The 18,182-nt window shown below is 55.2% G+C and carries 16 protein-coding genes and 1 riboswitch; of the genes, 4 read left to right on the top strand and 12 right to left on the bottom strand.

The window, feature by feature from the left end; translation table 11 throughout:
* Positions 1-16: 16 nt before the first annotated feature.
* A complete protein-coding gene (locus ACR8BF_RS19730) occupies positions 17-427 on the bottom strand; it encodes a GFA family protein (RefSeq protein WP_434745975.1) in 411 nt (136 codons plus the stop codon).
* A gap of 202 nt (positions 428-629) precedes the next feature.
* Between ACR8BF_RS19730 and uilS the strand changes: the two genes are divergently transcribed.
* On the top strand, positions 630-1,490 hold the full coding sequence (gene uilS, locus ACR8BF_RS19725) for a UilS family quorum-quenching N-acyl-homoserine lactonase (RefSeq protein WP_434745974.1): 861 nt from the start codon (positions 630-632) through the stop codon (positions 1,488-1,490).
* Positions 1,491-1,770: 280 nt separating this feature from the next.
* Here the strand turns inward: uilS and ACR8BF_RS19720 are convergent, their stop codons facing one another.
* From ACR8BF_RS19720 to ACR8BF_RS19705, 4 genes are all read right to left on the bottom strand, one after another.
* Positions 1,771-2,412 carry a DUF1109 domain-containing protein gene (locus tag ACR8BF_RS19720; protein WP_434745973.1) on the bottom strand — a complete coding sequence of 214 codons (642 nt, stop codon included), beginning with the start codon at positions 2,410-2,412 and terminating at the stop codon, positions 1,771-1,773.
* On the bottom strand, positions 2,399-2,953 hold the full coding sequence (locus tag ACR8BF_RS19715) for a sigma-70 family RNA polymerase sigma factor (protein ID WP_179898339.1): 555 nt from the start codon (positions 2,951-2,953) through the stop codon (positions 2,399-2,401). Before ACR8BF_RS19715 ends, ACR8BF_RS19720 begins: the two co-directional genes overlap by 14 nt.
* A 71-nt stretch (positions 2,954-3,024) precedes the next feature.
* Positions 3,025-4,266, bottom strand: a complete 1,242-nt coding sequence (locus tag ACR8BF_RS19710; RefSeq protein ID WP_434745972.1) for a protein-disulfide reductase DsbD family protein — start codon at positions 4,264-4,266, stop codon at positions 3,025-3,027.
* A 24-nt stretch (positions 4,267-4,290) separates the two neighbouring features.
* A complete protein-coding gene (locus ACR8BF_RS19705) occupies positions 4,291-4,854 on the bottom strand; it encodes a peroxiredoxin (protein ID WP_179898337.1) in 564 nt (187 codons plus the stop codon).
* A 362-nt stretch (positions 4,855-5,216) separates the two neighbouring features.
* Here ACR8BF_RS19705 and ACR8BF_RS19700 point away from each other — a divergent pair, with 362 nt between their 5' ends.
* Together ACR8BF_RS19700 and ACR8BF_RS19695 are read left to right on the top strand one after the other, a co-directional pair.
* Positions 5,217-6,425: an aldose 1-epimerase family protein gene (locus ACR8BF_RS19700; RefSeq protein WP_434746207.1), complete on the top strand. Its 1,209-nt coding sequence runs from the start codon at positions 5,217-5,219 to the stop codon at positions 6,423-6,425.
* Positions 6,426-6,847: 422 nt separating this feature from the next.
* A complete protein-coding gene (locus ACR8BF_RS19695) occupies positions 6,848-8,134 on the top strand; it encodes a methyl-accepting chemotaxis protein (RefSeq protein WP_434745971.1) in 1,287 nt (428 codons plus the stop codon).
* 221 nt (positions 8,135-8,355) lie between these two features.
* On the opposite strand, the gene ACR8BF_RS19690 is transcribed toward ACR8BF_RS19695, so the two are convergent.
* Positions 8,356-9,129, bottom strand: coding sequence for a HalD/BesD family halogenase (locus ACR8BF_RS19690; protein WP_434745970.1), 774 nt, complete (start codon positions 9,127-9,129; stop codon positions 8,356-8,358).
* 99 nt (positions 9,130-9,228) lie between these two features.
* Here ACR8BF_RS19690 and ACR8BF_RS19685 point away from each other — a divergent pair, with 99 nt between their 5' ends.
* Positions 9,229-10,134, top strand: a complete 906-nt coding sequence (locus tag ACR8BF_RS19685) for a LysR substrate-binding domain-containing protein (protein ID WP_434745969.1) — start codon at positions 9,229-9,231, stop codon at positions 10,132-10,134.
* A 55-nt stretch (positions 10,135-10,189) separates the two neighbouring features.
* Here the strand turns inward: ACR8BF_RS19685 and uca are convergent, their stop codons facing one another.
* From uca to ACR8BF_RS19655, 6 genes are all read right to left on the bottom strand, one after another.
* Positions 10,190-13,801, bottom strand: coding sequence for an urea carboxylase (gene uca / locus ACR8BF_RS19680; RefSeq protein WP_434745968.1), 3,612 nt, complete (start codon positions 13,799-13,801; stop codon positions 10,190-10,192).
* Positions 13,802-13,913: 112 nt separating this feature from the next.
* The gene (locus ACR8BF_RS19675; RefSeq protein ID WP_434745967.1) at positions 13,914-14,549 is read right to left on the bottom strand and encodes an urea amidolyase associated protein UAAP2; all 636 of its coding nucleotides are present in this window, start codon (positions 14,547-14,549) and stop codon (positions 13,914-13,916) included.
* A gap of 10 nt (positions 14,550-14,559) precedes the next feature.
* Entirely contained in the window at positions 14,560-15,288 is a 729-nt protein-coding gene (locus ACR8BF_RS19670) for an urea amidolyase associated protein UAAP1 (RefSeq protein ID WP_434745966.1), read from the bottom strand.
* Positions 15,285-16,070 carry an ABC transporter ATP-binding protein gene (locus ACR8BF_RS19665; RefSeq protein WP_434745965.1) on the bottom strand — a complete coding sequence of 262 codons (786 nt, stop codon included), beginning with the start codon at positions 16,068-16,070 and terminating at the stop codon, positions 15,285-15,287. The genes ACR8BF_RS19670 and ACR8BF_RS19665 overlap by 4 nt, the downstream gene beginning before the upstream one ends.
* Positions 16,067-16,882 carry an ABC transporter permease gene (locus tag ACR8BF_RS19660; protein ID WP_090965396.1) on the bottom strand — a complete coding sequence of 272 codons (816 nt, stop codon included), beginning with the start codon at positions 16,880-16,882 and terminating at the stop codon, positions 16,067-16,069. The genes ACR8BF_RS19665 and ACR8BF_RS19660 overlap by 4 nt, the downstream gene beginning before the upstream one ends.
* 24 nt (positions 16,883-16,906) lie before the next feature.
* Positions 16,907-17,962: a putative urea ABC transporter substrate-binding protein gene (locus ACR8BF_RS19655; protein WP_179898329.1), complete on the bottom strand. Its 1,056-nt coding sequence runs from the start codon at positions 17,960-17,962 to the stop codon at positions 16,907-16,909.
* A gap of 60 nt (positions 17,963-18,022) precedes the next feature.
* Positions 18,023-18,121, bottom strand: a riboswitch (guanidine-I (ykkC/yxkD leader).
* Between the last annotated feature and the right edge of the window lie 61 nt (positions 18,122-18,182).

Genomic DNA, 18,182 nt, shown 5'->3' with positions numbered 1-18,182 from the left:
TTCAGTCCGCGGTTATTCAGGATTGGGTGGGGGTGTAGACCAGATGACCGGCTACACCGCCTTTGCCGCCATCTTTTGGGTGATTGATGCCATCGGAGACGGGCACATCGGTGAAATCAAACGGTGAAACACCCTGCAGACAGGCGACATTGACCCCAAACTGATCGGGCTGAGAGCGGCTCTGATGAAAAGTATAGATACCACATACGGAGCAGAAGTAGTGCCCCACCTCTTTGCTGTTAAAGCGATATTCGGTTAGCTGCGCTTCACCCTGCGTCAGCTCAACCTTTGTTGCAAACACCACCACCGCGCCGCGCATCCGGCAAAACGAGCAGTTGCAGCGGCGCACCGTGTTAAATCCATCCTTCAGCGTCACCCGGTACGCCACCGCGCCACAGTGGCATTGTGCTGCCATTTCATTCTGCATCGTGATCTCCTGTTTTGTTAAACACGCCCGCTTTCAGCCTACGCCAAAGCCTGCGATTTGGCAGCATCGGGTGCTGATTTGTCGACCACTCAGACGGAAAGTGTCGCCCGTCTGATCTGGATCGAAGTAAAAACGGTGGAGATGTGAAAGGGTGCTTGCTGAATTTTATGATCTTCAACCTCAGCAAGGAGTATGACCCACGATGGCGTTATCCACCCACACACTGCCAGAAGGCATCGTGCTGACGCTGCGTCAGCCTGCAGCGGCCACTAAATCCCCGGTGATTATTCTGTGTCACGGCTTCTGCGGTATCCGGGAGATCTTATTGCCTGCGTTCGCACAGGCATTTACCCAGGCAGGTTTCGCTACCGTGACCTTTGATTATCGCGGATTTGGTGACAGCGAAGGCGAGCGGGGCCGTCTGGTGCCTGCGATGCAGATCGCGGACATCCTCTCGGTTATCGCGTGGGCAAAACAACAACCGGCGCTGGACCCGAGCAGAATAGATTTATGGGGCACCTCTTTTGGCGGATGTCACCTCTTTGGCGCGGCAGCGAACAACCCGGATGTAAAATGTGTTGTCAGCCAGCTCGCCTTTGCGGACGGGGAAGAGATTGTCACCGGGCAACTGGACGTGACAGAGAAGGCGGGCTTTATTGCTACGCTGGAGAAGATGGATCAAAAGCGGCAGACCAGCGGCAAAGAGATGTTTGTGGCCATTACTCGCGTCCTGAACGATGATGAGTCAAAGGCGTTCTTCGAGGAGAACCGTTATCAGCACCCGAAAATGGACATCAAAATCCCGTTTTTAACCGTACGGGAAACGCTGCTCTACAAACCCGCGATCAATGCTGCGAAGGTCACCTGTCCGACACTGGTCGTGGTCGCTGGTCAGGATAGCGTGAACCCGCCGGAACAAGGACGTGCGCTGTTTGATGCGGTAGCCGCAACGGATAAGCAGTTCTTTGTGGCCGAAGAGGCCCGCCATTACGATATTTACAGCGGTCTGCACTTCGCGTCAGTGATTAAGGTGCAGACGGCGTGGTTCGCGGCACATTTGTAATCTGAATCAGGCTCGCTTCTGCGTGGTGTTCACTGACCTCTGTCGCGCGCCCGCAGGAGCGCGTTTATTCCATGCTGACTATTGCGCAGGTTCACACCAATCTCTTCAGCCTCAAACGCCTCATGCCGTTCTTTATCACGCTTTTCTTCCACTACCCGCGTTGAGATTTAACGCCATTTCGCCACGATACATCGTACCGTTAAAAGCTGTCAGCCCGGCCTCCGGACTCATGGCACAGCCGCCAATAAATGCCTGAGCAAACAGAATATTAACAAAGTCATTACTCTCCCAGCCGAATCCAGCGGCGTCCGGCCAGCACCGTCAGCGCCACAATAGTAATGCCTGCAGCCAGATGCATGGAGAAATCAACGATATGCAGATGGGTGTCATGACACAGCGACAGCAGCATTGATGAGGTAAACGCGCTGCCGCAACCGCTCAACGCCAGGCTGCGCGAAGGATAGAGTGAACGGGTGCGCTGCAGGGCAATCACCGACAACAGCATCATCGGCACGCTGGCCGACAGCATAAACAGATAACAGTGTATCCCTTCACCAAACCGGTTCCCGCCCGCTGGCGGGGATTCAGATGACATATTGATCAGATTCAGCCCCAGCCACAAAACCGCCATCAGCAGTGGCCAGCGCAGGTTGATCGGTTTTCGTCCTGCAATACTTAGCGTAAAAGCGGCCGCCAGCGTGCTGCCCGCGATAACGAGCGACAGCAACACGGCAACCAGCGCAAACAACGCGCCAGGCTGAGACCAGTCAGTCAGACTGGTGTGAAACGCCCAGCTGCTCAGCGCCCCACAAGGCAGGGCAAGCGCGATCCAGCCTGCAACGCGCCATGTAACAGGCCAGACGCGCTGCACCGGCTGCGCAGACGCGCTGAGGTGATTAATTAACTGGTCATGATTTCTCATGATGACCCCGTCCATATTTTCGAAGATTGACCATTGCGCGATGCAACAGGGATTTGACCGCAGAGAGAGACTGATGAGTTTCAGCCGCTGTCTGCGCAAGACTCTGTTCGCGCAGATGCACCGATTCGACGATCTCCCGCTGGCGCAGCGGAAGGGTGTCCAGATACCCGGAAAGGATATCTGTATCCCAGGCGGACTCTGCGCTTTCAGCAGGCTGTCGTTCAAGCTCCTCATCGTCCTGAACTTCCTGACGACGACCGTGTTGCCGCAATGCATCAACGGTTCGTGCAGAGGTGATGGCTGCAACCCAGGGAAGTATCGGGCGCTGCGGCTCGTAGGTATGTCGTACGCGATGGATCGCCAGCAGCGTTTCCTGAATCACATCCTCGACCAGCACCTCGTCACGGATTTTTCTGCACACAAGTGCCCGGATGGCCGGAACCATCGCTTTCAGTAACTGGTTATAGGCAGCTTTGTCGCCCGCCTGCGCCCGGGCCATTAAGGCTGGCCACTGCTGTGCGCGTGGATCAGTGGCTGACATCGATCATCAGCAGTTCAGCGCACAGTCGCCGTGGCCTGACAACACGCCAGAAAATCGCTTCATTAATCGTCTCAGGTTTTCTTTCCTTTTACCGTCGCCTGATTCAGCGCTGAAATCACAATGCCAGGGGTGAGCACCTGCGGCAGCACCACCGGTTTACCGCCGTCGGCCGGGTAGACCACGTAGAGTGGCAATCCACCGCGTCCGAAATCGCTCAGCGCCTGTTCAACATCAGGATTGTATTTGGTCGAATCTGCGACCATATAAATGGTACTGGTCCGCGCCATTGCGGCTTTTACCGCCTGCGTCGAGAGCGAGGTGCGATCGTTCACCTGGCAGGTAATACACCAGGACGCGGTAAAGTTCACCAGGATGGGCTTGCCCTGACCTTTGATCGCGTCAACGTTCTGCGGCGACCAGGCCACAGCGGCAGCGGCCTGTGAGGCCGTTTCCGTTTCAGCGGGCGCGCTGGCAAAACTGTTCAGATTTAATAACGGCACCATGACCAGCGCCAGGAAGAAAGCAGTCGCAACATGCATTACCACATGGCGCTGTCCCATCATACGGCGTTTCTGCGCCATACCATACAGCCAGGCGGCAAAACTAAACAGTAAGCAGCAGGCCAGAATCGCAGCCAGTGCCGACGATCCCGCCTGACGTTCGAGTACCCAGATGAGCCAGCCAACCGCGCCCAGCATCGGGAACGCCAGACCCTGTTTTAAGGTGATCATCCATGCACCCGGCTTTGGTAATATTCTCGCCAGCACCGGGAAGAAAGAGATCAGGGTAAAAGGCGCAGCAAAGCCCAGCGCCAGTGAAATAAAGATGACCAGACTCACCAGTGGAGGCTGAGTCAGAGCATAGCCTACCGCGCTGGCCATAAAGGGGGCGCTACAGGGGGTGGCGACAATGATGGCCAGCGCGCCGGTCAGTGCTGAACCCACTAAACCTCCGCGACTGCCGCCCATTTCGCCAACCCGCTGTACTGATAATCCCACTTCAAACAGTCCGAGCAGGTTCAGTGCTGAGCCGAGCATCACCAGAATCAGCGCGGCGATCACCAGCGGCGATTGCAGCTGGAACCCCCAGCCCACCGAAGCACCACCTGCTCTTGCCAGAAGCAATACCGCGGTCAGCGCAACCATCGTCACTACGACGCCCAGTAAGAAGGCCAGGCCCTCTGCGCGGGCGTGCGAAGGCGATTCATGATGGCGGATCAGGCTCAGCGCTTTCAGCGAGATCACCGGAAACACGCAGGGCATAAGGTTCAGAATAATGCCGCCCAGGAAGGCGGCTGCAATCGCAGTCAGCATGATGTACCTGCTCAGAAGATGAAGTTATGCCGGATTGGCCTGACGATATTTTTTAACGGCATCCATCGCTTTCTGAATATGCGTATCAGGATTTTTATCGGTGAAGCTCAGCAGAATCTTGCCGTCGGGCGCAATCACATAAGAGGTGCGGTCTGAGAGCTTCTGACCTTTCATCTCCATCGTGCTCTTATATTCTGCCGCCACTTTGGCACCGGGATCGGCTGCGACGGTAAATTTGTCACGGCATTCCAGCTGCGAGAATTTAGCAATCTGATCGGTATTGCCTGCGGTGACACCGATCACGGTCGCTCCCTGTTTTTTGAATTCATCTGTCGCTTCAGCAAAGTCATGTGCTTCGAGCGTACAGCCAGCGCTGAACGCAGCCGGGAAGAAGTAAAGGACAACCGGGCCTTTTTTCAGGGCCTGCTGCAAAGAGAAGGTGGTCGACTTACCCGCGAGAGCGGCGTCGAGTTTGAAGTCCGGCGCTTTTTCACCGACCTGTAACGCCGCAAAGGCGGATGTTGCCGGAACACTCAGTGCCAGTAGCGTTGCGACGGCCAGGGTTTTCAGGGTGTTTTTCATTGGCATTACTCTCTCCATTGACGAACAGACGGGGTTGTCTGACGCCTCTGATAAAAGGTTCGTTTAAAAATGGAAAAAGTTGCGCGGCAGAAGATTTTTTTTTCATATTTTTTTCATTGTGCTTCATCAGCCCGCCTTTATCAGAACCTTGCCTTTAAGCTGAATCGAATAAAGCTAGTGTCAGCAAATTTCACCTGATTCCCTGTTTTTATCCCTCTCTCGCTGTCATCAGTGTGATTCAGGCCACAATAATGCGGCTAACTCACTGCCTTTTCTCAACAGGTGAGCATCATCACGTTTATCTTCAGTCCCATTAAGTAAATTTCCCTTACGGAATGAAAAAACGATTCAGCAAATTGGGGCGAATGATGAAGATCAAACTGGCGTTAACGGTACTGGCAGTACTGGTTTCAGGTTCTGCAGCGGCAAAAACCTGGGTGCTGACAAGTGCTGAACAGGGCACAGAACAGGGAAACTGGAAGATTTCCAGTAGTGAGCTGAAGTCTCAGGGCAAGCCGTTCAGCATCGAGCAGAAAGTCCTGCATGGCGGCAAGCAGGAAGGCAGTAAAATCATCACAATCCACAGTCCGGATGGTCTTACCATCACGCTTAGCCCGACCCGTGGCATGAACTTACTGCGCGTTGAAGGCTTTGGCACGCGTATGGGCTGGGATTCACCGGTTAAAGAGGTCGTCAATCCTGCCTACATCAATCTTGAGAGCCGCAACGGTCTGGGCTGGCTGGACGGTTTTAACGAGATGATGGTGCGCTGCGGCTACGAATGGACCGGTCATCCGGTCACCGATCAGGGACGAATCTACACGCTGCACGGTAAAGCGGGGAATACTCCGGTTTCTCAGCTGGAAGTTGAAGTGGCAGATGCGGCACCACACGAAATCCGTATTCGCGGCCTGATAAAAGAGAGTACCTTCAAGAAAGCTGATTTGCAGACCATGACCGAGCTGCGTTACGTGCCAGGCAGCAACAGTTTCAGCCTGCACGATGTGTTAACTAATCACGGTGACTATCCGCACGATTACCAGATCATCTATCACAGCAACTTCGGTAAACCTATTCTGGAAGAGGGCGCGCGCTTCCTGGCACCCATGTCCGGCATCAGCCCGTTCAATGACTACGCGAAAGCCGGGCTAAAGGACTGGCAGACCTACAAAGGTCCGACCAAAGACTTTGATGAGATGGTGTTCAACATCAAGCCACTTTCAGACAGCAATCATCAGACTGTCGCTGCGGTGATCAATAAAGCCGGAAACAGCGGTGCATCGATTCAGTTCGATACCCGTCAGCTTCCGATGCTGACGTTATGGAAAAACACCGACACGCTGAAACAGGGCTATGTGACTGGCATCGAGCCAGGGACAAGTTATGCCTATCCGGTCACAATTGAACGCGAACAAAAGCGTGTTAAGCAACTGCAGCCTGGAGCCAGCACAGCGTTTGATCTGACATACACCTTGTTGCACAGCAGCGAGCAGGTTAATGACGTTGAGAAACGCATTAAGGGCATGCAGGGTGAGACGAAGATTGATGTGAGCGAGACGCCGATAGCAAAAGAGTAATCATCATAACGCCCCGGTCAGTGTGCCGGGGCCATTTTAATCTGACTGACCTGAAATTGCTGTTCACTCCTTAACGTTTCTTAAGCGCGAAACTACCGTGCCTGCCTGACGCTCTTCGGACTTATCTCTTCCTTTGACTGACGCGCCTGTAAATTCCAATAATTTCATTAAACGCTGGCTGATTCGATGCGCCCTGAAAACTTAACTAAAACTAAAGTCCCGATAATCTCTTCCGATAATACACAGAAGGTATGCTTTCAGGCATAAACATGTTTTTCCGGGAATAACCAGATTGGCAGGACTACATCAGTAACGCCACATGTGTGCAAAACGATTTTTATTGCATGTCACAGGTATTCAGCTGATGCGGAATTACGTGAATGAAAAACGAAGATAGATAACCATCGCCTCGTGAGGTTTGCATGTTTAATCTTAGTAAAGTCGTACACAGGGTGACAAAACCCAATTCTCTGGACATGGCTGATGACGTCAGCGCAATCAAATGCGCGATGGGATGGGTAGAGTTTTCTCCCCAGGGTCAGGTCATTATGGCGAATGATATGTTCCTCGATATGACAGGCTACTCCCTGAATGAAGTTGTCGGTCTGCATCACAGTTTATTCTGCCAAAGCAGGTACACCAAAACCCCGGAATATGCGAGGTTCTGGCAGGCCTTATCTTCAGGAGAGTCGATAAACGGTGTGTTTGAACGTTGCAGGAAAGATAAATCCGTTTTTTATATTGGCGGTTCATATTTCCCTGTAAGGAATAAACATGATGAGGTGATAAGAGTAATAAAAATTGCGAGTGATATCACAGAAGAACATAAAAAACTCAAAAGTAAAGAAGCCATAATCAGTGCGATTAACGCTTCGATGGCCCTGATAGAATTTACCACAGAGGGTGAGGTATTAGGCGCAAACGACAACTTTCTGAAGTTAATGGGTTATCAGCGCGATAATATTATCGGTAAACATCATCGGATATTTTGTTTTAATGATTTTTATACTAAAAATCCGGATTTCTGGGCGAAAATAAGAGGGGGACACTCTTTCAGCGGGCGATTTGAAAGAAAAAACATTGCAGGTGAGCGGGTCTGGCTCGAAGCGAATTATACACCCGTTCTTGATGCCAATGGCGCGATCGAAAAAGTCATCAAAATTGCGTCGGACATCACTGTCAGAGTCGAAAATGCGAGAAGAATTGCTGATATTGCAGTGACTACTTCGGAAGAGACTTCTCAGATCTCGCATAATGCCAAAGAAGTATTAGATGAAACTGTCAGAAATTCCATGCTGGTATCCGATAAGGTGGAAGTCGCTGCTGAAGTTAGCAAAAAACTTTACGAATCTGCAGTCAATATCAGTGAGATAATATCAACAATCAGCAGTATCACGTCTCAGACCAACATTCTGGCGCTCAACGCAGCTATAGAAGCTGCAAGAGCCGGCGAAGCTGGCAGAGGATTCGCTGTAGTGGCGGAAGAGGTCAGGCGACTGGCAGCATCCACCTCCACATCAACGCAGAAAATTACCGCTGTCATTGAAGAGAACAACCGGCTTATCAATGATATGTATCATCAGCTTGATGAAATAAAAAATATCATTTCAAGTGAAAATGACAAAATTAGCGATCTGGGAAGAAGCTTCCAGGAAATTAATAGCGGCGTGAATGAGTTTTCTACTGTCATTAATCAGCTCAATGCCTGATACCCGGCGTCAGCTCTGCTTGTAACGCACCTTTGTGAGGTGGTAGCAGGGCTGGCAATGCGTCATTCTCTCTTATTTAACATAAGATAGATTATGCGCACTTTTGATTGGTGGCCTGACAGAGGTTAATCCTGTAATCAAACCTCATCTGGCTTCTGCTGGCAACCTGCCGATGACGCTGAAGTAATCGGCTGGCGTGCCCTGACCGACACGCCCTGATGTCAGAGTCTGCCGTAAAAAGTCATACGCGCGGTTTCTGATAAGGCAATATCCGGCTGAGTATTGTAAGCCAGCACGGCAAGCATCCTCGTGACCTCGCCTTCGGTTGGGGTTACGCGATGCAAAGAGTTACGACCGCGAAAAAGTACCAGATCGCCGGCGTCAATCTCCAGCGCGTCAACCGGCTGGCGCTCGTCCAGCACTGCGTCAACGCCTGCGAAGTTCATCTCACCGGCATCGGCATCCCGCAGATCCTTCACATACTGAAACAGCCCGCCCGCCAGTGGTTTTTGTACCAGCAAGGTGATAGCAAAGGAGGAGTTGTCGAAGTGCCAGCCGAGTTCCTGTCCGTGAGGCGCGTAATGCAGGTTGATTGAGGAAAGCGGATCTGCGTAAGGATAGAGTGCTTTCTCTTCCAGCACATCACACAGGAAACGCTGGAACAGTATGTCATTATAAAGTTGACGCAGCGGTGAGTCGGCAGCGATCACATCATCCGTGATACAACCTTTGGTACTGAGCACATCCCGATTGCGCGGATGATCGGCGCTGAAAGCGTCATCAGGCTTCATCAGATAGACATTGTGTTTGCTGTGGTTGTGATAGGCCAGATGACGCTGCGCATTACCCTCTTCAATGATCGCCTCTAAAGCCTGTGGTTTTAAAAACTGACGCAGTACCAGCGCGCCCGACTGTTTTAATTGCTCACGACAGCGTTGACGCCAGCCATGATCGGCCAGCGGATGAAGATCGAGACGAACAAGGGAACCAGACATAGTAACCATTCTCACGATGGGCAGGTGTAATGGTACTCTACCTGTCACCCGCCACGCTGCGTAACGATAAAAACTTACTGCACGCATAAGGAACAGTTAATGCCTGCCCAATTGCCACGGCTGCCAAAAATCAGCGTCATACAGTCATTTAAGGTGGCCGCCGAACTGGGCAGCCTGGCAAAAGCCGCCGCCCAGTTGACAATAACCCCCGCGGCGGTGAGTCAGCAGATTCGCCAGCTGGAGGAGCAACTCGGCAGCACCCTTTTTCTGCGCACGCAGAGCGGCGTGATGCTGACTGACACGGGTAAAGAGTATCTGCGCTATGTCACCGAAGCCTTTGATATTCTTCACCTCGGTCAGCAAAACATCCGCCATGCGGCCAGTGCGCCAAAACTCACGGTCTACGCATTACCGGCGCTGGCGTCGAAATGGCTGTTGCCCCGGCTGGCGAGCTGGCGTGACCTTTGTCCGGATATCGATCTCTCATTATACGGCACGCATGCTCAGGTCGATTTCACCGCGATGCCTGCCGATTTTGTCATCTGCTTTGGTGAAGATCGTTACCCGCAGTTAGACAAACTTAAGCTCTTTCATGATGAGGTGCTGCCGGTGGCCAGTCCGGTTCTGCTGCAACGCTTCACGCCAGAAACGGTTCTGAGCGAGGCACCCTTAATCCATCTCGACTGGGGTAATGAAGGACGATTCCTGCCGGACTGGCAAAGCTGGTTTCAGGCCAAAGGCATGGATGAACCCCGGCCGCAGCCCGCATTCAGCTTCAATCTGACCTCGCTGGCCATTGACGCGGCGGTCGCGGGTACAGGACTGCTGCTGGGGCAGCGACGCCTCATCGCGCCGGAACTGGCGCGTGGCGATCTGGTTGTGGTGGATAATCTTTGCCTGCCGCTGAGCAAGCCCTACTTCCTTGCCTGGCCGCAACGTACGCTGAGCCAGCCTGGCAGTGAGGCGATGTTCCGCTGGTTAAGCGAGCCGGGCGCGAGCTCATAACCTGCGCCCGGTTCTAAAGCAGTGGGCGCAACTTTCACGGCACCACCTACTCTGCTCATCCTCGTGCATTATCCTCAACAATGACCGCCACGCGCTGCCCTGCACGCACTGCGCTGCCTGGCTGCACGCTGACCTGCTGAATAATGCCGTCGCACGGCGCCAGAAGCGGGATCTCCATTTTCATCGACTCCAGCACTACCAGGATATCGCCTTCACGCACCCGGCTGCCCGCCGTCGCCTGCACCTGCCATAGATTACCCGAAACCGGGCTTTCAACGCCCTGCTCACCTGCCTGCAGCGGTGCATCGCCGCCTTCATTCACCGCACTTTCCTGACTGTCGTAATGCGCCTGGCCGCTGGCTATCCAGCGGTCACGTTCAGCATTAAATGCGCTTTGCTGATGATCGCGAAACTCGCCGATACTTTCCGCTTCACGGACGAGGAAATCCTGATACTCCGCCAGCCGCAGTGTGCTGTGCTCAATACGCAGCGGATAGCGACCCAGTGGAAAATCGCGACGAATCTGCAATAGTTCTTCCGCTGAAACCGGATAAAAACGGATCTGATCGAAAAAGCGCAGCAGCCAGGGTTTACCGCCAAAATCGGCCACTTCGTGATATCGGTTCCACATCTGCAGCGTGCGTCCGACAAACTGATAGCCGCCTGGCCCCTCCATGCCATAAACGCACAGATAAGCGCCGCCGATACCAACCGAGTTTTCCGCCGTCCAGGTCCTGGCCGGGTTATATTTCGTGGTCACCAGCCGATGGCGGGGATCCAGCGGCGTGGCGACCGGCGCGCCAAGATAGACATCGCCCAGCCCCATCACCAGATAGCTGGCTTCAAACACGGTATTCCAGACGGCCTGCTCATCCGGCAAATCGTTTATCCGGCGGATAAACTCAAGATTGCTCGGGCACCAGGGCGCATCCGGTCGCACGGTGGTCATATATTTTTCAATGGCCTTCTGACAGGCCGGATCGTCCCAGGAGAGCGGCAGATGCACCACACGTGTGGGCACCTGCAGGTCATCACTCATGCAAACCCTCTCCCACTCTCCGCGCACCCATGCCAGCAGCACATCAAGCGTCAGTGTTTCCGGCTGGAAGTGGATTTGCAGCGAGCGGATCCCTGGCGTGATATCAATAATGCCCATACGGGATTGCGCTTCCAGCGCCTGCATTAACGCGTGAATGCGAAAACGCAGCACCAGATCCAGTTCCGGCTCACCTGCCTCCAGCAGCAAGTGCATATCGCCAGAAAGACGCGCCACCAGGCGTTTAGCCGCTTCACCGCAGGTCATCACGATGGGCGAAGTCAGCGGCGCAGGCTTCCAGTGAATGTCCTGTGGCTGGAGCATGGTCAGCTCGCTGCGTCTGCCCTCTGCCAGTCTCCGGGCCGTCGGGATATCCACCGCCACAAACCGGACTTTGTCACCAGCTTTGAGCTGTCCCAGCTGCCAGAGGTCCGCCTCGATAACCGTCACCGGGCAGACAAATCCGCCGAGACTCGGGCCATCCGGTCCCAGAATGACCGGCATATCGCCGGTAAAATCGACCGCGCCGATGGCGTAAGGGTTGTCATGAATGTTCGAGGGGTGCAGCCCCGCTTCGCCGCCGCTGTCGCGGGTCCAGATCGGCTTTGGTCCCATCAGACGCACGCCGGTACGGCTGGAGTTAAAGTGCACTTCCCAGTCTGTCGCAAAGAACGTCGCAATGTAGTCCGGCGCAAAGAACTCAGGTGCACCATGTGGACCATAAATGACTCTCAGCGTGCGCACCGTAGCGAGTTCTGTGCGCAGCGCAATGGGCAGCTCCGCGCCGCCTGGGCTCGCGGCTTGTGGAGCCAGATGCATTACGTCACCGCTGCGCAGCGCCCGTCCGGCGTGTCCGCCAAACTGTCCGAGGGTAAAGGTACTTTTACTGCCCAGATAGTCTGGCACCTGAATGCCACCGCTCAGGCAGAGATAGCTTCTGACGCCAGGTCCATTCATCGCGCCCAGCTTCAGCGTTGATCCGGCCGGGATGGTAAAGACAGTGTCCATCGCCTGTTCAGCGCCATCCAGTGCGACACTCAGCGGCGCGCCACAGATCACCGCCTGAATCGCAGTGTTAAATTTCAGGGTGGGTCCGTTAAGGGTGATTTCCAGCGCGGCGGCGCCTTCAGCATTGCCCAGCAGACGGTTGCCGAGACGCAGGGCGCGATCATCCATCGGCCCTGACGGCGGCACACCAACTGCCCAGTATCCCAGACGTCCGGGGTAGTCCTGAACGCTGGTCTGGGTTCCTGCACTCAGCACCTCAACCGTTGCCGCCTGATAGCCGAGCTGCTCCAGGCAGCGGGTCCAGGGTTCACCCGCCGTGAAAGGGGCAAAGGCTAAAATCTGTAACAGATAGAGGCGGTTGGTTTCTACGCCATAGAGACGGGTTTCCGCCAGTGCCTGTGCCAGGGTGGCGATGGCTTCATCGCGTGTGGCGCTGAAAGCAATCGCTTTTGCCAGCATCGGGTCGAAGAATGGCGGGACTTCACATCCCGCTTCTACCCAGCGGTCAATGCGCAGGGATTTACCGTCGGCCGCCGGGAAAACGACTTCGGTTAATAGTCCGGGTGAAGGCTGGAATTGCCGACCCGGATCTTCGGCGTAAATGCGTGCCTGCACGGCATGGCCCTGCGGATGCAACCCGGCGGCTAATGCGGTAAGCGAGGTCAGATCGCCTGCCGCCAGCTCAATCATCCATTGCACCAGATCCACGCCCCAGACCTGCTCCGTCACGCCATGTTCAACCTGCAGGCGCGTATTCACTTCGAGGAAATAGAACTGCTGCGCTGCGCTGTCATAGACAAATTCTACGGTTCCGGCGCTGCGATAGTTGACCGCTTTTCCCAGAGCGATAGCCGCCGAGCAGAGTGCGTTGGCCATGCCATCGGGCAGATTCGGCGCAGGGGTTTCTTCAATCACTTTCTGATTACGTCGCTGCACCGAGCAGTCGCGGACGCCCAGCGCGATAACCTCGCCCTTGCCATCACCGAAAATCTGCACTTCAAGATGCCGGGCGCGTTCGATATATTTTTCAAGAAACACACCGGCGTCGCTGAAGTTGTTCTGGCCCAGACGCTGCACGGTTTCAAACGCGTCTGACAGCGCCTGCGCATCACGACAGACGCGCATACCAATGCCACCGCCGCCCGCGGTGCTTTTGAGCATCACAGGATAGCCGACACGCTCTGCGGCGCGATGCGCTTCGCTGACATCCGCCAGCAGTTCACTGCCTTCCAGCAACGGCACACCTTCGGCTTTCGCCAGCGCGCGGGCCGTGTGTTTAAGGCCAAAGGTCCGCAGCTGCTGGGGCGTCGGACCGACAAAAATCAGTCCCGCAGCCTCACATGCCTCAGCAAAGGCGGCGTTTTCAGAAAGAAAACCGTAGCCCGGATGGATCGCTTTGGCTCCGCTCTGCTGCGCGGCGGCGATGATTTTTTCCGTCACCAGATAGGTTTGTGCAGCAGGCCCTTCGCCCAGGCTCAGCGCCACATCCGCCTCACGGATATGTAAACTGCTCAGGTCAGCTTCAGAATAGACGGCGACCCCTTTCACCTGCATAGCACGCAGCGTGCGCAGGATGCGACAGGCGATCGCACCGCGATTGGCAATCAGTAAGGTATCAAACATAAGCGAACTCTCAGGGATGCGGGTCGTCCCGCAAAATTCGAAATTCCCTGGGGCCGTCCCCGGGGCTGACCGGCACGTAACGGGCGGCCGGCGGGTGGTTCAGCGGGCTGGCTTAGTTCCAGACCAGCACTTCAGCGGGTGTCGGGTTCCAGCCGTTGCAGGGGTTATTCAGCTGCGGACAGTTGGAGATCAGCACCATCACGTTACACATCGCGACCAGTTCAACGTATTTGCCGGGCGCAGATAACCCGTCTTCAAAGGTCAGGCCGCCTTCAGGCGTGACCGGAACGTTCATGAAAAAGTTGATGTTAGCGCCGATATCGCGCTTATGAAGACGGCCATCGTGCAGGCAGGCGCAGAGGAAGTTATCCCGACAGCTGTGCATGTAACGCTTATCCTGGGCATAACGGACGGTGTTGCTCTCCTGCGAACAGGCACCGCCCAGGGTATCGTGGCGGCCACAGGTATCGGCAATGATCGTCAGCAGCGGATTACCAAGATTCGAATAGAGCACGCTGCCGGTGGTCAGATAGACCTTTCCCTGACGACGCAGCGTTCGCTGAGGATCGTAGCGTTCCCGCGGGTTATCGGTGTTGTAAAACAGGGTATCAATCGCCTGATTTCCTTCGAGGTCGAGCAGGCGCAGCGTTTGCCCTTTTTTTACCTCGAACAGCCACGGCTCGCCTGCCGGGATCACGTGGCGATAGACAGCATCTTCAGAACGACGATCAGAATTGATAAGTGTCATCGCAGTCTCCTTACAGGGCAAAAAGTTGGGTGTTGTGAAACGCGCGCTGGTTTTCACCGCGCGTGACCATTGCTGCGCTGACGGCCTGCATATCGTCGGCCTGATACCAGCTCAGCTGGACCGGACGCGGGAGATAGTCGGTGGCAGGATCCTGCGGATGTGGCAGTGCGGTCAGTACCATCAGCACGTCCATGGGCGCATAAAGCTCAACGAAATCTCCGGCCCGGCTGTTGTCTGCGCTGAACCCAAAGCGGCCCTGTTCATCGACGGTAACCTTGCTGAAAAAGTTGACGACCATCAGAAGATCTTCCAGGCCCAGATCCCATTTGCCCGTTTCAACCAGCAGATTATCCATGCCGTTACGGGTGAAGCCGTTGCGCCGTTCCTGATAGCGACCGGCGCCGTACTTCTCCTGTGTTTCCGCCGCGTTGAGTACGCCGCCAAACGGATCATGCCAGCCGCAGCTATCCGCAACGATCGCGGCCAATACACGGCCCATGTCGGAGTAGAAGCAGTGGCCTGTGGTCAGGCGTGCGGTGTGCTGGCCTTTCAGGGTATCCGGCAGATTCAGCCGTTCACTTTTCTCGTGCGGATTGAGCATCATCATGCTGACGTTCGCACCGCCCTCGATATCGGTCAGGCGCAGGATCTGCCCTTTGCGCAAAATCAGCGAGGTATGCGCGCCGCCGGGCAGCGGCTCTTCGCGCAGGCTTGGGGATGAATGAAAAAGTTCTGTCATTGGGCGATCTCCTTTAGAGGATAAATGTTGTTCTTACTGCCGGCCGCCAGCTGAGAGAGTCGCGTTTCATTGAGCGGGATGTCGTAAGTGATGCGCGCGCCCCACGCATTGGGAGCCTGCGGGTCGATGCGCACTTTGTCGAACACCAGCAGCCGGGTACCCAGATTGAAGCCTTCGGCGAGGTCATGCGTGACCATAAACACCGTCATCCGGGTTTCGCTCCACAGCTGGAGCAGCAGTGCATGCATATCTTTGCGGATGCCGGGGTCGAGCGCGCCAAAGGGTTCATCCAGCAGCAGCACCCGTGGCTGCATCACAAATGCCTGAGCAATGGCCAGCCGCTGCTGCATTCCGCCAGAAAGCTGAGCCGGATATTTATCCAGCGAATGGCCCAGCCCGACTTTCACCAGCATCTGTTTTGCCTGTTCCCGGGCCTGACGTTTCCTGGCACCAAACAGCCGCCCGGTAAAGGGTGAAGCCGGAAGTTCGAGGCCAATGACGACGTTATCCAGCACATTGAGGTGAGGGAAAACGGAATAGCGCTGAAACACCACGCCACGAGTGCGATCCGGCTCTCCGGGCAGGTGTTCACCATCCAGCGTGATCGATCCCCGCGTTGGCTTTTCCTGACCGAGCAGCAGGCGTAAAAACGTCGACTTACCGCAGCCGGACGCTCCCACCAGCGAGCAGAACTCGCCCTCTTGCACCTGCAGATTGATGCGTTCCAGCACCACGTGGTCGCCATACTCCTGCCAGATATTTTTGATATCGATAAAACTCATTCCCGGCCTCCTTCCGCCCAGGGGAAACAGGCTTTGTGCAGCTGACGCAGCGCAAGATCCATCAGCCACGCCAGCAGCGTGATCCAGATGACATAAGGAATGATCACATCCATCGCCATGTAGCGACGCACCAGAAAAATGCGATAGCCCAGGCCGGCGGTAGCGGAAATGGCTTCGGCTGAGATCAGAAACAGCCATGCGGAGCCAAGCAGCAGACGCAGCGAGGTGATTAGCCGCGATAAGAGCTGTGGCAGCACGACCCGCAGCACCACCGTCCAGCTATTTGCCCCAAGGGTTTGCGCTTTGATGAACAGTTCGGCGGGGATCTCGCGCGCCCGATGTTCCAGATCACGCGCCAGCATCGGCGTAATGCCGATGACGATCAGCATCACTTTTGACAGCTCATCCAGCCCAAAGACGATAAACAGCATCGGCAGCAGCGCCAGCGGCGGGATCATCGATACCACGGTCATAAACGGAGACAGCGCGGCACGGGTCATCGGGAAGACGCCCGCCGCCACTCCGATGCAGAGACCAATCAGTGAAGAGATGACGAGGCCGGTCAGCAGGCGGCTTAAGCTGATCCACGTGTCCGCCCACAGCAGATATTCCCCACTGCGCTTGTCCGGGGTAAACGCCATCCGGTCGATGGCCGCGATCATCTGCGACAGACCGGGTAGCAGTTTGTCCTGGGGATTAGCCTCCAGACGCACCGCCGAACTGATGAACCAGACGGCGATCAGCAACACAAACGGTAATAGCATCAGCGTCAGGCGCATTCCCTGTCGGGGATAGCGGTTAATGTGGCGCATGGCAAAAACTCCTGAGATCGGTGATTAGAGCTTGCCCGCAGCGGCCATCTTCAGATAGCTGTCGTCAAAGCGCAGTTTAATGTTGGCTTTATCGCCGACGGTGACGTTGCCAGGGAAGCTCATGCCGATGAAGTCAGCGCTCTGTGCGCCATCGCCCAGTAAGCCTTTATCAAAGGAGAACGCGGCGACGCGCTGCATGGTTTTCGCAATATCAGGTGAAGCGACAAAAGTCTGGGTTTCGGCGGGGGTCCAGAACAGGTGGGTGGTTTTCAGCTGCGCCTTGTAACCTGCGAGGTCAGTACCGGAATCGGCAGCCATTGCGCTCAGCGCCTGCGTATCCCCGGCCTGCATTTTCGCCATCATCTCAAACCACGCGCCGGTCAGCGCCTTGCCGAGTGCGGGATTGTCTTTCAGGGTGTCGGTATTCACCACCATCATGTCAATCAGCTCGCCCGGCACGGCCGATGAGCTGAAGACCTCAGTGGTTTGCGGGGTCTTTTTAATGACCGAAAGCTGCGGGTTCCATGCCACGGCCGCTTTGACGTTGCTGGTGCCGAAGGCTGAAACGATATCGGCATCGGAGGTGTTCACAACTTTGACATCTTTTTCCTGCAGTCCGGCCTTCTCAAGACCTCGCACCAGCAGGTAATGAGAAACAGACAGCGCCGGAAGATAGACCGACATCCCTTTCAGATCGCTGAGTTTCTTATTTTCCCCTTTCAGCACCACGCCATCGTTACCCTCGGAATAGCTGCCGGTGATTAGCGCCGTGGAATCAACACCACCTGCCGCAGGAATGGTCAGGGCATCCATGTTGGTCATGGTGCAGCCGTCGAACTGTCCGGCGGTGTACTGGTTAATCGACTCGATATAGTCATTGAGCTGAGTGATATGAATTTTAATGCCATATTTACTGGCCCATTTATCAATGATTTTCTCATTGCTGATGGTGCCCCACGGCATCCAGCCTGCGTAAATGGTCCAGCAGATATTGAACTCTTTTTTGACTGCGGCGGAAGACGGCGCGCTGACCAGCAGCGCCAGAGACATAACAAGCGTCAGGAGGGGTAATTTCTTCATGGTTGACCTCTGGTTGGCACAAAAAAACGGGAGCAGCGCAAGACACCAGATGGTGCCGCTGTCTCCCGGGCTTTTGTCCCGCCGTGTAACCTCGCAGAGGTCGCCAGCTCTCGGACCAGACATTCACCTGCGTGAACCGGAACCCTAGCCAGCTATTTGCTATCAGTAGTGTCGAACGCTGCTTACTGTTCAGACTTCAGCAAATGGCGTGCCAGAAATT

The organism is Candidatus Pantoea rara (genome assembly GCF_051136265.1).
GTDB lineage: Bacteria > Pseudomonadota > Gammaproteobacteria > Enterobacterales > Enterobacteriaceae > Pantoea > Pantoea rara.
Note: the sequence above shows the minus strand (reverse complement) of the source record. Positions and strands in the feature narration are given on the sequence as shown.

Coding starts and splice junctions, on each gene's coding strand:
- ACR8BF_RS19730 (WP_434745975.1), bottom strand. CDS start 427: ATGCAGAATGAAATGGCAGCACAATGCCACTGTGGCGCGGTGGCGTAC.
- uilS (WP_434745974.1), top strand. CDS start 630: ATGGCGTTATCCACCCACACACTGCCAGAAGGCATCGTGCTGACGCTG.
- ACR8BF_RS19720 (WP_434745973.1), bottom strand. CDS start 2,412: ATGAGAAATCATGACCAGTTAATTAATCACCTCAGCGCGTCTGCGCAG.
- ACR8BF_RS19715 (WP_179898339.1), bottom strand. CDS start 2,953: ATGTCAGCCACTGATCCACGCGCACAGCAGTGGCCAGCCTTAATGGCC.
- ACR8BF_RS19710 (WP_434745972.1), bottom strand. CDS start 4,266: ATGCTGACTGCGATTGCAGCCGCCTTCCTGGGCGGCATTATTCTGAAC.
- ACR8BF_RS19705 (WP_179898337.1), bottom strand. CDS start 4,854: ATGCCAATGAAAAACACCCTGAAAACCCTGGCCGTCGCAACGCTACTG.
- ACR8BF_RS19700 (WP_434746207.1), top strand. CDS start 5,217: ATGAAGATCAAACTGGCGTTAACGGTACTGGCAGTACTGGTTTCAGGT.
- ACR8BF_RS19695 (WP_434745971.1), top strand. CDS start 6,848: ATGTTTAATCTTAGTAAAGTCGTACACAGGGTGACAAAACCCAATTCT.
- ACR8BF_RS19690 (WP_434745970.1), bottom strand. CDS start 9,129: ATGTCTGGTTCCCTTGTTCGTCTCGATCTTCATCCGCTGGCCGATCAT.
- ACR8BF_RS19685 (WP_434745969.1), top strand. CDS start 9,229: ATGCCTGCCCAATTGCCACGGCTGCCAAAAATCAGCGTCATACAGTCA.
- uca (WP_434745968.1), bottom strand. CDS start 13,801: ATGTTTGATACCTTACTGATTGCCAATCGCGGTGCGATCGCCTGTCGC.
- ACR8BF_RS19675 (WP_434745967.1), bottom strand. CDS start 14,549: ATGACACTTATCAATTCTGATCGTCGTTCTGAAGATGCTGTCTATCGC.
- ACR8BF_RS19670 (WP_434745966.1), bottom strand. CDS start 15,288: ATGACAGAACTTTTTCATTCATCCCCAAGCCTGCGCGAAGAGCCGCTG.
- ACR8BF_RS19665 (WP_434745965.1), bottom strand. CDS start 16,070: ATGAGTTTTATCGATATCAAAAATATCTGGCAGGAGTATGGCGACCAC.
- ACR8BF_RS19660 (WP_090965396.1), bottom strand. CDS start 16,882: ATGCGCCACATTAACCGCTATCCCCGACAGGGAATGCGCCTGACGCTG.
- ACR8BF_RS19655 (WP_179898329.1), bottom strand. CDS start 17,962: ATGAAGAAATTACCCCTCCTGACGCTTGTTATGTCTCTGGCGCTGCTG.